General features: G+C 63.9%; 15 protein-coding genes. 4 read left to right on the forward strand and 11 right to left on the reverse strand.

What is annotated here, in order from left to right; all coding sequences use genetic code 11:
* Window positions 1–26: 26 nt before the first annotated feature.
* The 4 genes from PY254_RS08400 to PY254_RS08415 all read right to left on the reverse strand — a co-directional run bounded on the left by PY254_RS08400 (window position 27) and on the right by PY254_RS08415 (window position 4,064).
* Window positions 27–2,141 (reverse strand): FUSC family protein, encoded by a 2,115-nt coding sequence (locus tag PY254_RS08400; protein WP_281015010.1) that lies wholly within the window; start codon window positions 2,139–2,141, stop codon window positions 27–29.
* Between the two features lie 91 nt (window positions 2,142–2,232).
* The gene (locus PY254_RS08405) at window positions 2,233–2,604 is read right to left on the reverse strand and encodes a hypothetical protein (RefSeq protein WP_281015011.1); all 372 of its coding nucleotides are present in this window, start codon (window positions 2,602–2,604) and stop codon (window positions 2,233–2,235) included.
* Window positions 2,601–3,164, reverse strand: a complete 564-nt coding sequence (gene yeiP / locus PY254_RS08410; RefSeq protein ID WP_281015012.1) for an elongation factor P-like protein EfpL — start codon at window positions 3,162–3,164, stop codon at window positions 2,601–2,603. Before yeiP ends, PY254_RS08405 begins: the two co-directional genes overlap by 4 nt.
* Before the next feature lie 132 nt (window positions 3,165–3,296).
* Window positions 3,297–4,064: an SDR family NAD(P)-dependent oxidoreductase gene (locus tag PY254_RS08415; RefSeq protein ID WP_281015013.1), complete on the reverse strand. Its 768-nt coding sequence runs from the start codon at window positions 4,062–4,064 to the stop codon at window positions 3,297–3,299.
* Between the two features lie 195 nt (window positions 4,065–4,259).
* Here PY254_RS08415 and PY254_RS08420 point away from each other — a divergent pair, with 195 nt between their 5' ends.
* Complete coding sequence (locus PY254_RS08420; RefSeq protein ID WP_281015014.1) at window positions 4,260–4,718, forward strand: RcnB family protein; 459 nt, start codon at window positions 4,260–4,262, stop codon at window positions 4,716–4,718.
* A gap of 83 nt (window positions 4,719–4,801) precedes the next feature.
* Here PY254_RS08420 and PY254_RS08425 read toward each other — a convergent pair whose 3' ends face one another.
* From PY254_RS08425 to PY254_RS08435, 3 genes are read right to left on the reverse strand one after another with little or no spacing between them, the layout of a single operon-like run.
* Window positions 4,802–5,389 (reverse strand): GNAT family N-acetyltransferase, encoded by a 588-nt coding sequence (locus tag PY254_RS08425; protein WP_281015015.1) that lies wholly within the window; start codon window positions 5,387–5,389, stop codon window positions 4,802–4,804.
* Between the two features lie 13 nt (window positions 5,390–5,402).
* A complete protein-coding gene (locus tag PY254_RS08430) occupies window positions 5,403–6,008 on the reverse strand; it encodes a YdeI/OmpD-associated family protein (protein ID WP_281015016.1) in 606 nt (201 codons plus the stop codon).
* Window positions 6,009–6,018: 10 nt separating this feature from the next.
* Window positions 6,019–6,507: a GNAT family N-acetyltransferase gene (locus PY254_RS08435; RefSeq protein WP_281015017.1), complete on the reverse strand. Its 489-nt coding sequence runs from the start codon at window positions 6,505–6,507 to the stop codon at window positions 6,019–6,021.
* 108 nt (window positions 6,508–6,615) lie between these two features.
* Between PY254_RS08435 and PY254_RS08440 the strand changes: the two genes are divergently transcribed.
* Window positions 6,616–7,248, forward strand: coding sequence for a glutathione S-transferase family protein (locus tag PY254_RS08440; RefSeq protein ID WP_281015018.1), 633 nt, complete (start codon window positions 6,616–6,618; stop codon window positions 7,246–7,248).
* A 44-nt stretch (window positions 7,249–7,292) separates the two neighbouring features.
* Window positions 7,293–7,748 (forward strand): NUDIX hydrolase, encoded by a 456-nt coding sequence (locus PY254_RS08445; RefSeq protein WP_281015185.1) that lies wholly within the window; start codon window positions 7,293–7,295, stop codon window positions 7,746–7,748.
* 87 nt (window positions 7,749–7,835) lie between these two features.
* On the opposite strand, the gene PY254_RS08450 is transcribed toward PY254_RS08445, so the two are convergent.
* From PY254_RS08450 to PY254_RS08465, 4 genes are all read right to left on the reverse strand, one after another.
* Entirely contained in the window at window positions 7,836–9,152 is a 1,317-nt protein-coding gene (locus PY254_RS08450; protein ID WP_281015019.1) for a metal-dependent hydrolase family protein, read from the reverse strand.
* 52 nt (window positions 9,153–9,204) lie between these two features.
* The gene (locus PY254_RS08455) at window positions 9,205–10,107 is read right to left on the reverse strand and encodes a hydroxymethylglutaryl-CoA lyase (RefSeq protein ID WP_281015020.1); all 903 of its coding nucleotides are present in this window, start codon (window positions 10,105–10,107) and stop codon (window positions 9,205–9,207) included.
* Window positions 10,108–10,245: 138 nt separating this feature from the next.
* Window positions 10,246–12,234, reverse strand: a complete 1,989-nt coding sequence (locus tag PY254_RS08460; RefSeq protein ID WP_281015021.1) for an acetyl/propionyl/methylcrotonyl-CoA carboxylase subunit alpha — start codon at window positions 12,232–12,234, stop codon at window positions 10,246–10,248.
* A 67-nt stretch (window positions 12,235–12,301) separates the two neighbouring features.
* Entirely contained in the window at window positions 12,302–13,102 is an 801-nt protein-coding gene (locus PY254_RS08465) for an enoyl-CoA hydratase-related protein (RefSeq protein WP_281015022.1), read from the reverse strand.
* Window positions 13,103–13,264: 162 nt separating this feature from the next.
* Here PY254_RS08465 and PY254_RS08470 point away from each other — a divergent pair, with 162 nt between their 5' ends.
* Window positions 13,265–13,834 carry a hypothetical protein gene (locus PY254_RS08470; protein WP_281015023.1) on the forward strand — a complete coding sequence of 190 codons (570 nt, stop codon included), beginning with the start codon at window positions 13,265–13,267 and terminating at the stop codon, window positions 13,832–13,834.
* Window positions 13,835–13,901: the final 67 nt, after the last annotated feature.

The raw sequence follows: 13,901 nt of genomic DNA on the forward strand, positions 1-13,901 counted from the left end.
GAAAACGGCGTCGGGCTGCGGTCTGGCTAGATCGGCACGCCGTAGTCGTCGGTCGAGGCTTGTTGCCGGCTGCGTTTGACGACATGGGCAAGCGTGTCGATGTTGTCGACCAGGCGGTCGCTGATACGCACCAGCAGCTCGGCCGCCGAAGTGTCGGTGGATGCTTGTACATCTTTTGCCAGCTGAAGCTGTCGCGCACGCAGGTCCGGCATCTCGGGCATGACGGGGCCGCCACGCAGCGTTGCAGAAATCACCTGCAGCGTGCTGGCGCAGTGCTCGACAAAATCACGTGCTTCGGCTTGCGCGGGTGATCCGGCAAGGTCGTCGATCATTGCCTCCAGAGTCATCGCGGTGCGCGCCAGTCGGTTGCCGTTGGCAAACAAGGTGCGCGCCAGCGCCAACAGCGCCGGTGGCGTGGCGGGTTCACTGCGCATCCGTTCCATCGACGCTTGCGCGTTGACCCGCGCAGTGCGTGCGGCGCTGCGGGTTTCGTTTCTTGCGTGGCTGTTCGGGCTGACCAGGACGCGCAGGTAGTCGGCGTAGGCATCCAGCATCGTGGTCAGTGCGGCGCGCGCGCGACCGCGCTCCCAGGTGGGCCAGACCACGTAGGCCAACAGCGCGATGCCACAGCCCAGCGCGGTGTTGATGACCCGGTCCGCCACGGCAGCGGCGGGTGCCACGCCTTCGAAGGAAAGCAGGATGACGACGGTACCGGTCAGTGCGGCCACGGCGATGCCGTAATGCGCGCCGGCAAGGTAGCGGAAGGCCATGCACAGCACGGCCATCAACGCCAGATGCGCCCACGGCTGGGCCGGCGTGATGTAGAGCAGCACGGTGGTCAGCACCAGGCCGAGCACCGTGCCCAGCACGCGCAGCAGACCAAAATTGAAGGTGGATGCGAAATCCGCCCGCAGCACGATCGCCGCGGTCATCGGCAGCCAGTAGCCGTGCGGCAAATCCAGTAGTCGCGAAAGCGCGAGTGTTCCGCTGAGACAGACGGCCATGCGCACGGCATGGCGAAACGCGACGGATCGCGGCGTGAGGCTGGCGCGCAAGAGGGCCCACGGGGCGCTGCCGCGAAGTGTGGATGGCAGGTGCGTTTCCGCGGCGCTGGCGCGCAGTTCACCGCGACTGCCGGCCCAGTCCGCGTTGCGCACGGCGGCAGCGATCTGGCCGATCAGTGCCTGCACGTGTGCACTTCGACCGTCGCGGGTGCTTGGTTCGCTCGGGCTGCCGTGGGTTGCGGTGATGGATGGCGCATGCGCGCGCAGCGTCAGCAACAGGCGCGCTGCCTGCTCGGGTGAATCGCCATCTTCCATTGCATCGGCAATCGACTGCAGGACGCCGCCGGCATCATCGCGGAAGCTGGACGGCAGCGCGACGGCGTCATCCAGTTCGATCATGGCGGTCAGTTCCAGTCGGATGCGCTCGGCCAGTTCCAGCAAGACGCGAAACGCTTCCATCGCGCGACCGTGGGCGTGATGTCGACCCAGCAGCGTTTGCTGCAAGGTGGTCATGGCCTCACTCAACGCCGGTGCATCCGCTTCGTCATGCCTCGTCTCGCGGGCGAGGGCAGACAGGCCGCGATAGACCACCACCAGTGCCTGCCGCTCTGGCCAGTAGCGTTGCAGCGGCCAGCCCACCAGCGAAAAACTGGCCAGCAACAGCCCACCGCCGAAGATCAGCGCCGCGCTACCCAGCGCGTTGTCCAGCGTGGTGGGCGTGGAAGCGGTGACCATCAGCAGGATCATGCTGGTCATGCCCACACGGGCGGTATCGGTGCCGAACACCACCAGCAGCCCACCGGCAAAACCGCAGATCGCGGTGGCCAGCAACAGCGGCAGCAGATTGCCGCCGATCAGAAAGCCGATCAGCGAGGCCAGCGCCGCGGCCAGTGCCGCCAGCAGCAGTTGCCGCAGCCGCTGCCGGTACGGGCCGGGCTGATCGGAGAACATCGTGTTCAGTGCGCCCGCACCCACGCCCAGTCCGATCTGTGGATGGCCGGTCGCCATGCCGATGCCCAGCGGCAACACCACCGCGGCGGTATTGCGGATGACCACCCGCCACGGCACGTCCGGCCGCTTGAAGCGGGTCAGGCTCTCGATCGCATGGGCGCGTAGCGAGTAGTCGTTGGGTGGCATGAGGGGGGCGCTGGCGTGCTGGCGAGTGCTGATTCTGCCCTATGCCGGCAGGGATCACTGCATGGTTATTGCTGTTGTGGATGAAGCTTGTTCAATCGCCGGAGTCGGTATTTTTCGGCATACCGTCATCGTCGAATCCAGTCAGTCGCCTGGTGACCCGGACATTGCCGCGATAGTGCTGGCGCAACGACTGCAGATCTGCCGCAAGTGAGTTGCAGCGCAACTTGTCCATCTCCCGATTGACCTCGGCATCGCGCGCCGATCCATCGCCACCGAATTCACCGGCGAAATGCAAACAGTTTTCGCTGCGTTCGATGAACTGTGCGACGGAGGCTGGCCAGTGGGTATCGACACGGCGGTTGGGCCGTGCCGACACACTGAGGTTCACGACGATCAACAACGTGCCAAGGACGAACCGCCAGCCAAGTCGGCAGTGAAATTCCTTGTGCAGATTGAAAATCACGCGCGACCGGCGAACTCGCCAGTGAGCGTATTCACCCAGACCTTCTCATCATTGCTGATGTATTCCGGCACCTGCACTTCGACACCGGTGTTGAGCTTGGCTGGCTTGTTGCGCTTGGTGGCGCTGGAGCCTTTCATTTCGGGTGCGGTATCGACCACGGTCAGCACGATGCTGGTAGGTACCTGCAGGCCGACCGGTGCATCGTCGATTACCTGCACGTAATAGCCCTCGATGCCCTCTGCAACGTAACCGGCGTTGTCGCCGACAAGTTCGGGCGAGAGCAGGTACTGGGTGTAATCCTCCGCATCCATGAAGACGAAAACGTCGCCGTCCATGTACGAGAAATTCGCCGCGCGGCGGACCAGGTCCATCTCGCGCAGCTCGTCGTCAGCACGCAGACTGAGGTCGAATTTGCGTGCGCCGGGGATCGAATACAGGGTGAAGCGGAAAGTGACGTTGCCACCACGCGCACTCGGCGAGCTGCGCTCGATGTCGCGCACCTGATAGACGGTGCCGTCGTGTTCGACCACGTTGCCTTTCTTGACGTCGGAAGCTTTCATGGATGTAGGGCCGGGAAGGGGGTGGAAGGGCGGGAGCGGGGAACAGGGAACGGGGAACGCGGAAGAGCGAAGAGCGAAGAACGAAAGCCACGGCGTTGCCGCCTTTTGCGTTTGTTCCCCGTTGCCGGTTGGTCACTTGGCTTGCAATCGCACCGCGCCGTCGAGTCGAATCGTTTCACCGTTGATATAACGGTTGCCGAGAATGAAGGCGACAGTGCTGGCGTATTCGTTCGGCTGACCGAGGCGCGACGGGAACGGAATGGAAGCGGACAGCGACTGCTGCACGGACTCGGGCATGCCGTCGACCATCGGGGTCCAGAAGATGCCCGGGGCGATGGTTACCACGCGAATGCCGAAGCGGGCCAGTTCGCGTGCCATCGGCAGCGTCATGCCGACCACGCCACCCTTGGATGCGGAGTAGGCGGCCTGGCCGATCTGGCCTTCGTAAGCTGCGACCGAAGCGGTGTTGATGATCACCCCGCGCTCGCCGTCTTCGCCCGCCTCGTTGTTCTGCATCAGGGTGGCGGCGGCCTTGGCCACATTGAAGCTGCCGACCAGATTCACCATCACGGTGCCGGAGAATGTTGCCAGCGGCATCGGGCCTTCCTTGCCCAGCACGCGACCGGCGCCGAGGATACCGGCGCAGTTGATCAGCACGTTCAAACCGCCCATAGCGTGATGCGCGGCAGCGACATTGGTGCTCACGCCATCTTCGGAAGTGACGTCGGTGCGGAAGAAGCGCGCGGCGGTGCCCAGCTCTTTCGCGGCGGCGTGGCCCTTCTCGTCGTTGACGTCGAACAGCGCGACCTGACCGCCGTGGGCGACAATATGCTGTGCCACGGCGTGGCCGAGACCGGACGCGCCGCCGGTGATGATTGCCTTGACCTGATCGAGTTGCATGAGTAGTCCCTGGAACAATGCCGAAAGTCCGTCATGGTAGCTGACCGGCGCGCACTGCTGCAGGCTGAACGTCAAAGCTTGTCATGGCAAGTGATTCATCCTCCGTTGGGGCAGTGCCGCCCATGTTGAAGTCGAAACAAGAGAAGCCCGGGAAGCTTTGCCGGGTGTTTGGTACCCAACGTGAGGAATCGACGCATGAAGAAGCTGCTGAGCTTGTCTGCCGCGTGCGGTGTGATGCTGATGTTCGCCAGTGGCTCGGTGCTGGCGCAGGATCACGATCGCGACCATGGCCATGACCGTGACGGGTATGAACAAAGTCAGGACCATCACGACAATGGTCATCACGACAGGGGTCATCACGATGATCGTCATGATCATGACCGCGATGATCATCGCGACGATCGTCACGACTATCGGGGCCACGAACAGGTGCGCTATGTCGACTGGCATGATCGTGGACGGCATGAGGGCTGGTATCGCCGTGGCGGTTATCTCCCCGTGGAATACCGCACCCGCTACGTGGTGACCGACTGGCGTCGCGACCGGTTGCGCGAGCCGCCGCGTGGTTATCACTGGGTGCGCAGCGACAACGGTGATTACCTGCTGGTGGCGGTCGCCACCGGGGTGATCGTCGATCTGCTGCTCAATCATTGATCAGTGCGATCGCAGAACCGTCGTAGGGCGGGCACTGCCCGCCAGCGCTTGGATTTGAGGAAGGGCGGCGGGCCGTGCCCGCCCTACGTGTGTGATGGCGAATCAGCGAACGTCGCCAGCAGCGCTTGCCATGCTGCTGGCGGCAACCGGGGAAACGGAGTGACGGCCGCAGGTGGATTCGTCGCTTGCTGCAGTTCCTTCTGCCACACCCCCACATCCCACCACTGCCCCAGTTTGTAGCCGCATTGGCGCCAGACGCCGGCGGCGCTGAAGCCCATCGCTTCATGCATGGCCACGCTGACGGTACCGGGCAGGGTGATCACGCCGACCGCCTGGGTGATGCCCTGCAGCCGCATCACCTCCAGCAGCGCGCCATACAGTCGGCGCGCGATGCCTCGGCGGTGGGCCTCGGCATGCACGTAGATCGAGGTCTCGGCGATCCAGTCATAGGCGGCCCGCTCGCGGAAGCGGCCGGCGTAGGCATAGGCCAGCACCTCACCAGCTTCTTCCCAGACCAGCCACGGGTAGTGCTGCAGGCGGCTGTGAATGCGTTCGCGCATGGTATCGACGCCGGGTAGAACCGTCTCGAACGTGGCGGTACCCGTGCTTACCGAGGGCGCGTAGATCGCGTGGATGGCGGCGGCATCTTCGTTGCGGGCAGTACGGATCATCGTGGAATGGCCTTCAGCATTTCTCATATTTCCAGTGGCGCTTCTTGCCTTCAGTCAGCCATTCCAGTGTCGAAGCGAGACGTTTCTGGCGAGTGGTGTCGGTTTTGGCATCGCTGATCCAGTCGACGTATTCGCGTTGCGCGCCCGGCCCGAAACTGGACCAGGTCTGGCGTGCTGCGGCGTACTTCTTCTGCGCGAGTGGCGCGGCGAGATCATCGGGCAGGCTGGGGGCAGGGCGCTCGACCGTCTTTGGACGAGACAGTTTCTTGCCCGCTTCAGCCAACGCCATCGCCTGGCGGAGATAGGCGCTCATCTGCTTGTCCGCCGGCAGGTCGCCCAGCGACGCAAGCTTGCCAAATTGCCCCATGCCATCCTCCTCGGCATCGGCGCCCAGCACTTCCTTGTACAACCAGAAGCGGAAGCTGCAGTGCTGCTTGAAGGCGGCCATCAGGCACACGATGCTGCCGTGATGGCTGAAGAACGGCATGCTCCACTTGATACCTTCCTCAACCTCGGGGCAGGCCGTGTGAATCAGCGCCCGCAAGTGTTCCAGGATCGGTTGGGCGAACTCGGCCGACCTGGCGATATAGGCGTCGACGCGTGGGTCGTGATTTGTCATGAGGGTTGCCTCACAGCTCGCGGATGAAAAAGCGATCGCAGCTGAAATGCCCGGTGCCACCCAGCGGTGCGCGTAGCGTGGTGAACCCGCTGCGCTTGTAAAGTACCTGCGCGGCATCCATGCCGGTCAGCGTTTCCAGATAGCAGCGCTTGAAGCCGTGCGCGCGCGCGGCGTCGAGGCAGCGCTGCATCATGGCGCTGCCGGCACCGATGCCGCGTGCAGCGGGCAGGAAGTACATCTTGCGTAGTTCGCATACGTCTGGCTCGCCATTCTGCAGCGGCGCAACGCCGCCACCGCCGATGACTACGCCATCGCGTTCCACCACGAAGTAGCTACTTCGTGGTTGCGAGTACGCCGCGTGCAACGTGTCCACTTCGGCGTCGTGAATGGCAAAGCCGGGGCCGTCGGCGCCGAACTCGGGCATCACGACACGGATGATGGCGGCCATGGCCGCGTTGTCACGTGGTTCGATGGGACGGATCAGGAAGGCACTGGTCATGGCGTGTCGATTTTTCCGCTGGATTGGCACAGGTGGCAAGTTTGCAGGAATCGTAGCGGTGCGGAATAGATGTAGTGTGGTCCAGGTCTGCCACCAGAGGGTGATCCTGTGCTGATCTACGATGCCGTAAGCCCCGCGCCGCGTTGCCTGCGCATGTTCCTGCTGGAAAAACAGCTGCAGCTGTCGGCGGTGACGGTCGATGTGATGGCTGGCGAGAACCGCGAGAGCGCTTATCTGGGTATCAATCCGGCCGGGCAAACGCCGGCACTGCGGCTGGATGACGGCAGCACGCTGGCCGAAGCGGTCGCCATCGCCGAATACCTGGAGGAGTTGCATCCGCGGCCATCCCTGATCGGCAGCTCGCCAGCGGAGCGTGCGCAGACGCGGCAATGGTGGCGTCGGGTCGAGCTCAACGTGACCGAATTCATCCACAACGCCTTCCACTACGCCGAAGGGCTGGCGCGCTTCACGTCGCGTATTCCGGTGTTGCCGGAAGCGGCCGATGGTTTGAAGCAGGTGGCGCAGGATCGCTTGCGCTGGCTGGATGCGATGTTTGGTGAGGGGCCGTATTTGTGCGGCACGCGCTTCAGTGCCGCCGATATCTGGTTGTACGTGTGGCTGGATTTCGGTCTCAGCGTGAATCAGCCGTTTGCGCGTGACTTGCCGCACATCGGTCCATGGTTCGACCGCGTGGCGGCGCGGCCCAGTGCGGAAGCGAGCCGAAGATTGCTGGCGCTGTGATGAATCCGGACGAACGTCGCAGAAGCCTGGCTGTGCGTTGCAGCATGGTTTCGGTGGTGGTGCTTCGGGGCGCGGGTGCGGACACGCAGATGCTGATGGCATGTCGAGTGGGTCCCTATCTCGCTGGTGCGTGGAGCTATATCGCGGGCCATGTACAAGATGGTGAGGCGGGCTGGCAGACGGCACAGCGCGAGCTGTTCGAGGAAACCGGTCTCACGCCCGAACGGCTTTATGCCACCAGCTTCTGCGAGCAGTTCTATGTTTCCCGGCCGGATGGCATTGAGCTGGTGCCGGCCTTTGTCGCCCGCGTGGCTGATGACGCCGTGGTAAGGCTCAACGCGGAACATTCGGCGTTCCGCTGGCTATCGCTCGCCGAGGCTGCCGCCCTCGTGCCTTTCGGCGGCCAGAGGGAGTTGATTGATCACGTGCGCCGCGAATTCATCGAACGCGAACCGTCGGCGTTCCTTCGCCTGGCAGCGGCAGTGAGCAGCGAACACTAGCTACTTCGTCGAGACAACCAAAGTATCTTGCCCCCCTCGTGCTGACGGTTGCCGGCGACCTTGATCGGGCGGGCCGGAAGCCGCCGCTCAGGGTGTTGCGGCAGGCGCGAGATAGGTTGTGCCTGCCTTCATCACGAAGACCGGATGCTGCAGATCCTGGATCTGCTGGCTGGGATCGCCGGTGAACGCGACGAGGTCGGCATCCAGGCCAGCAGCGATGCGGCCGAAGCGGCTGGACTGGCGCAGGATCTTCGCCGCCACGTCGGTTGCCGCATGCAGCGCCTGCGCCGGTGTCATGCCATAGGCGACCATGGCGGCCGGCTCGCGCCAGTTGTCGCCATGGCGGAACACGCCGACGTCGCTGCCGTTGCCGATGAGCACGCCCAGTTTCAGCGCGGTGCGGAATGCGTGCTCGGCCTCGCGCATGTGCTCGGTGGGCTCGCTCTTGCCGGGCACGTAGTGCTGGAAATATTCGGCGGTGGCTTCAACTGCGGTAAGTGTCGGTTCGTACGCCGTACCGTGCTGCTTCATCAGCTTGAAGGTCGCCTCGCTGGCGCCATAGCCGTGCTCGACGCTGTCCACGCCGGCTTCCACGGCCATGCGCACACCTGCATCGCTGGCTGCGTGTACCGCGACAGGGCGGCCGATTTGGTGCGCGGTATCGACCAGCGCCTTCAGTTCGGACGGAGTGAAGGTGGGTGCGGTCGTGCCGTCCGGGCCGACGCGGTAGTCGCCATAGATCTTGATCCAGTCCGCGCCGCGTGCGGCCTGCTCGCGTACGGCAGCCATCGCGGCGTCGACGCCGCTGACTTCCTGCGCGCCGCCGGGCAGGTCAAGGTCCGGCCGAAAGCCGCGCGGGCCAGGTCCGTAGCTGGCGGTGGCGACGATGGCGCGGGTTGCCACGAACAGGCGCGGGCCGGGAATCATCCCTTCGTCGATGGCCCGCTTGACCGAAACATCGGCGAAACCGGCACCTTCGGTGCCGAGGTCACGCAAGCTGGTGAACCCGGCCAACAGGGTGGCTTTCGCGTGCGCGGCGGCTGCCAGCGTGCGGTAGTCCTGCGGCTCGGTCAGCACCTGGTCGTTCCACAGCGTCTCGTTGTACGGATGCAGGAACAGGTGCGAATGCAGGTCGATCAAGCCGGGCGTCAGCGTGCTGCCGGGCAGCTTGATTCGCTGCGCGCCGACGTGTGCGTGGATCGAGTCGGCAGGGCCCACGGCGGCGATCACTCCATCGTGTACCAGCACCGCCCAGCCGGTATGCGCGGTGTCACCGTCAGCCGTCCATACGCGATCGGGCAGCAGCAACCAGTCACCTTTCGGCGTAGCAGCCATCACCGGCAGGGAGCAGAGCAGGAGCAGTACGATCGCTGCCGTCTTCCAGATCATCAAGCTTGCGCGCATCGGTTTGTCCGGTTGGCCGAAGCGCCGATGATAGCGAGCTTTTGGGCTTCGATCAGTCAGCGGCAGTGCGCGCGCGGGTCACCCGGCTGGCCGTTTCCTTGTGCAATTGCGAGGAAAGCCACGCGCCGGTAGCGACCAGCAGGTCCAGATCCACGCCGGTTTGCATACCCATCCCGTGCAGCATGAAGACCACGTCCTCGCTGGCCACGTTGCCGGTGGCACCCTTCGCATACGGGCAGCCGCCAGTGCCGGAGACCGAGCTGTCGACCACGCGCACGCCCTCTTCCAGACAGGCCAGGATATTCGCCAGGGCCTGACCGTAGGTGTCGTGGAAATGCACGGCGAGTGCTTCCATCGGTACGGCCTGCGCGACCACCTGCAGCATCGCGCGCGCCTTGGCCGGCGTACCCACGCCGATGGTGTCGCCGAGTGAAACCTCGTAGCAGCCGAGTTCGTGCAGGCGCTTGGCCACGCGCACCACGTCGCTGACGGGCACTTCGCCCTGATACGGGCAGCCCAGCACGGTGGAGACGTAGCCGCGTACCTTGACGCCATCAGCCCGGGCTTGCTCGATCACCGGCATGAAGCGCTCGATGGATTCGTCGATCGAGGCATTGATGTTCTTGCGGTTGAACGCTTCGGACGCCGCGCTGAAAACGGCGATTTCAGTTGCGCCGACTTCACGCGCGCGTTGGTAGCCCTGCAGGTTCGGTACCAGCACCGGATAGCTCACGCCCGGAGCCTTGCGGATGCCACGGAACACCTCGGCGGCGTCGGCCAGCTGCGGCACCCATTTTGGACTGACGAAACTGGTCGCTTCGATGGTCTGCAAACCGGTAGCGGAAAGCCGGTCGATCAGCGCGATCTTCACCTCGGTCGGTAGCAGGGTCTTCTCGTTCTGCAGACCGTCGCGGGCGCCAACTTCGACGATGCGGACGTGGTTGGATGAGTTCATCGGCTGCTCCAGTGGGTACATGGCAGCAGCCCGCTCGCGGGCGATGCTCCTGCTCTGATGCTAAAGATCAATTCAAAAGTACTTGACGATGTATCACGGCTGAGTGGGGCGGGCAGTGCCCGCCCTACGTCGCCGGCTTCAATCGGCAAAAAGCACAAGCACGGCATCGGCTTCGACGAACTCGCCTTGCGTCGCATTCAAGCTTTCGATGGTGCCGGCGCGCGGCGCCTTCAAGGCCAGCTCCATCTTCATCGCCTCCATCACCAGCAGTTCCTGGCCTTGTTCGACCACGTCGCCGACTTTCACCTTGACCAGCACGATCCGGCCGGGCATCGGCGCGATTACCTGGTTGCCGCCGGCGGCGTCGCTGGATTCCCATGCGAATGCGGCGGCGCGGGCAAAGCTGTAGCGCTGGCCGTGGGCGTCGTGCAGCAACACCCGTGCGTCGTCGCTGCGCAACGGGATACGACGTGATTCACCGTCGAAGCGTGCACTCAGGTCGTTGTCGAGCAACTTCGCGCCGCGCACTTCGCAGCTTGTTTCACCGTGATGCAATTGATAGTCGCCGGCGTGTCCGCGCGCCTCGATCTCGAAGCGCTGTTCGCGCCAGGTCAGCGCGACGATGCGCTTGCCGGCGTGACCAATGCGCCACGCGTCAGCACTGGACCAAGGCGAATGCGGGTCGCTCGCGCTGCTGGCGACGTGCGACTCGTCATACAACAGCACGGCCGCAGCAGCGGCAAACAGCACGTCTTCAGTGGGCGGTATATCGCCGACCAGAAATTCTTCCAGATGACGGTCGAGATAGCCGGTATCGATGCGTCCCTCGACCACCGTGGGGTGGCGCACCAGCCGTTCGAGAAAGCCGATATTCGATTTCGGGCCGACGATTTCGCTGGCCGCCAGCGCCTCGCGCAAGCGCTGCAGGGCTTGCGCGCGGTTTGCGTCATGCACGATCAGCTTGGCGATCATCGGATCATAGAAGATCGTCACCGTGTCGCCTTCGATCACGCCACCGTCGATACGCACGTGGGTGGACGGCGCAGGCAGTCGCAACGTCTGCAGCTTGCCGGAGCCGGGCAGGAAGTTCTGGTCGGGGTCTTCCGCGTACAACCGCACCTCGATCGCGTGACCGCGCGAGATGACTTCATCCTGGCTCAGCGGCAGCGGTTCGCCGTCGGCGATGCGCAATTGCCACTCCACCAGATCCACGCCGTGGGTCAGTTCGGTCACCGGGTGCTCGACCTGCAGGCGCGTATTCATTTCCATGAAGTGGAAATCGCCGGCGGGACCGACAATGAACTCCACCGTGCCGGCACCCACGTAGTTCACGGCTCGTGCGGCGGCTACCGCAGCGGCGCCCATGGCAGCGCGGCGTTCCGGCGTGAGGAACGGCGAGGGAGTTTCCTCCAGCACCTTCTGGTAGCGACGCTGGGCCGAGCATTCGCGCTCGTCCAGATGGATCACGTGGCCGTGGCGGTCGCCGAAGATCTGGAATTCGATGTGGCGCGGATGCTCCACGTACCGCTCCAACAGCATCGAGGCATCGCCGAAGGCGGCCTCTGCCACGCGCTGCGCCGTGGCCAGCGCCTCAGGGAATTCCGCGTCGCTACGCACGACATGCATGCCCTTGCCGCCACCGCCGGCGGAAGGCTTGATGATCAGCGGATAGCCGACTTGGTGCGCCTGTTCGGCAAGGTAGGCGTTGTCCTGCTTGTCGCCGCTGTAACCGGGCACCAAGGGCACGTCGTGTTTGGCCATCAGTTGCTTGGCGGCGGCTTTCGAGCCCATCGCGTCGATGCTTTCCGGATCGGGGCCGATGAACACGATGCCGGCGTCCTTGCAGGCGCGCGAGAAAGCGGTGTTCTCCGAAAGAAAGCCGTAGCCGGGGTGGATCGCCTGCGCGCCACTCTTTTTTGCGGCATCGAGCATGGCGTCGATACGCAGGTAGGAGTCAGCCGGGCGCGGCCCACCGATCGGCCATGCTTCGTCAGCCAGACGTACATGCTGCGCATCCCTGTCCGCTTCGGAATACACGGCAATGGTGTGGATGCCGAGGCGGCGACAGGTGCGGATCACGCGACAGGCGATCTCGCCGCGGTTGGCTATCAATACACGTTCGAACATGCGAATCCCTGGAGCCGTGTGGGTCGATGCAAAGCGTCTAAAACTAACAGATCGGACGCTGAGCCGATTATTCGGCGGCGCTGCCGACCCAGCTCGGCGCCCGCTTGTCGAGGAAGGCTGTCAAGCCGTGCTGACCTTCCGGCGACACACGCAAGCGAGCGATCAGTGCGGCGTTTTCCGTATCGATGCGTTCGGCCTCGATCAACTCGGCACCGCCGATGCGCAAGGCCAGTTGCTTGGCTTCGCGTTGTGCCAGCGGACCGGCTTTGCCTAAGAGGTACAACTGCCGTTCGATCGCCTCGTCCAGCTCCGTAGCTGGAACAGCGGCGTGCAACAGGCCGATGCGCGCGGCGGTGGCTGCATCGAACACTTCGCCGGTGATGAACAACCGGCGCGCTTCGCGCAGGCCGATCGCGGCGACCACGTACGGCGAAATCACCGCCGGCACCAGGCCCAGTTTCACTTCGGACAAGGCGAACTTTGCGGTGTCCACGCCGATCGCGATGTCGCAGCAGGCGACGAGACCTACGCCGCCGCCATAAGCCGCGCCGTTGACCCGAGCAATGGTCGGTTTGGACAGGAACTGCAGATTGCGCATCAACCGCGCCAGCCGCAGCGAATCCTCACGATTTTCCTGCTCGCTGGCGCCCGCCATGCCGCGCATCCAGTTAAGGTCGGCGCCGGCGGAGAAGCAGCTGCCATTGCCTGACAGCACGACGGCACGGACGGTCGGGTCGGTATCGGCGGCGGCCAGCGCCTCGGTCAGCGCGGCGATCAGGGTGTCGTCGAACGCGTTGTGGATCTGCGGCCTGTTCAGGGTGATTTCGGCGATGGCGCCGCGGCGTGTGACGAGAATGGTTTCTTGCATGGGAGGCCTGCTTGAGTGTCGCGATCAGCTCATCATCATAACGAGGACATCCGGCGGCAACGAGTTGGGTGAACGATGACCACGCCAAACCGGCGCTTGCGGCCGGTCCTTGAAAGCGGCGATGATGACGGGACTAGGAATCGTTCTCAATTGGAATCCATCATGTCGCGTCGCCTGATCGAGCTGTTAGCCATCCTTGGAGTTGCCGTTGCGGCCATTGCCGTGACCACGGTAACCGTGGCTGCGCAATCGTCACCGCCAGTGGATAGTCAGAAGACGGCGCTGGCCAGCGAGGTGGCGGCGCTGAAGGCGCAGGTCGCCCAGTTGCAATTGCAACATCCGGCGCCGGAACTCGGCCAGCAGATGCTGCAACTGCAGATTCGGCATGACCGTTTGTGGTGGGCCGGGCAATCGGGCAACTGGACGATGGCTTACTTCATGGTCGGTGAACTGGGCGAGGCCTTGCGTGGGATCGAGCAGACCAACGGTGACGCGCCCGAACTGCAGCCAGAGAAGTTGTCGGAATTGATGCCGTCGATCATGAATCCAGCCATCAAGGAGGTGCAGGAAGCGCTGGCTACGCAAGACAAGGCGGCCTTCTCCAAGGCCTATGACAAATTGTCGGCTGCCTGCACGGCCTGCCATCAAGCGGCCGGCAACACGTTTCTGATCATGCAGCGCCCCCAAACGCCGCTGCTGGACAACTTGCGCTACGACCCGGTCGCCCAATAGACGATATGGGACTTAAACGGCGTGCGAGGGTTCGCTTGCGGGCATAAATGCGAACCATTACCATTCA

Source organism: Rhodanobacter sp. AS-Z3 (assembly GCF_029224025.1).
In the GTDB taxonomy this organism is placed as follows: domain Bacteria; phylum Pseudomonadota; class Gammaproteobacteria; order Xanthomonadales; family Rhodanobacteraceae; genus Rhodanobacter.

Coding starts and splice junctions, on each gene's coding strand:
- PY254_RS08400 (WP_281015010.1), bottom strand. CDS start 2,141: ATGCCACCCAACGACTACTCGCTACGCGCCCATGCGATCGAGAGCCTG.
- yeiP (WP_281015012.1), bottom strand. CDS start 3,164: ATGAAAGCTTCCGACGTCAAGAAAGGCAACGTGGTCGAACACGACGGC.
- PY254_RS08415 (WP_281015013.1), bottom strand. CDS start 4,064: ATGCAACTCGATCAGGTCAAGGCAATCATCACCGGCGGCGCGTCCGGT.
- PY254_RS08420 (WP_281015014.1), top strand. CDS start 4,260: ATGAAGAAGCTGCTGAGCTTGTCTGCCGCGTGCGGTGTGATGCTGATG.
- PY254_RS08425 (WP_281015015.1), bottom strand. CDS start 5,389: ATGATCCGTACTGCCCGCAACGAAGATGCCGCCGCCATCCACGCGATC.
- PY254_RS08430 (WP_281015016.1), bottom strand. CDS start 6,008: ATGACAAATCACGACCCACGCGTCGACGCCTATATCGCCAGGTCGGCC.
- PY254_RS08435 (WP_281015017.1), bottom strand. CDS start 6,507: ATGACCAGTGCCTTCCTGATCCGTCCCATCGAACCACGTGACAACGCG.
- PY254_RS08445 (WP_281015185.1), top strand. CDS start 7,293: ATGGTTTCGGTGGTGGTGCTTCGGGGCGCGGGTGCGGACACGCAGATG.
- PY254_RS08450 (WP_281015019.1), bottom strand. CDS start 9,152: ATGCGCGCAAGCTTGATGATCTGGAAGACGGCAGCGATCGTACTGCTC.
- PY254_RS08455 (WP_281015020.1), bottom strand. CDS start 10,107: ATGAACTCATCCAACCACGTCCGCATCGTCGAAGTTGGCGCCCGCGAC.
- PY254_RS08460 (WP_281015021.1), bottom strand. CDS start 12,234: ATGTTCGAACGTGTATTGATAGCCAACCGCGGCGAGATCGCCTGTCGC.
- PY254_RS08465 (WP_281015022.1), bottom strand. CDS start 13,102: ATGCAAGAAACCATTCTCGTCACACGCCGCGGCGCCATCGCCGAAATC.
- PY254_RS08470 (WP_281015023.1), top strand. CDS start 13,265: ATGTCGCGTCGCCTGATCGAGCTGTTAGCCATCCTTGGAGTTGCCGTT.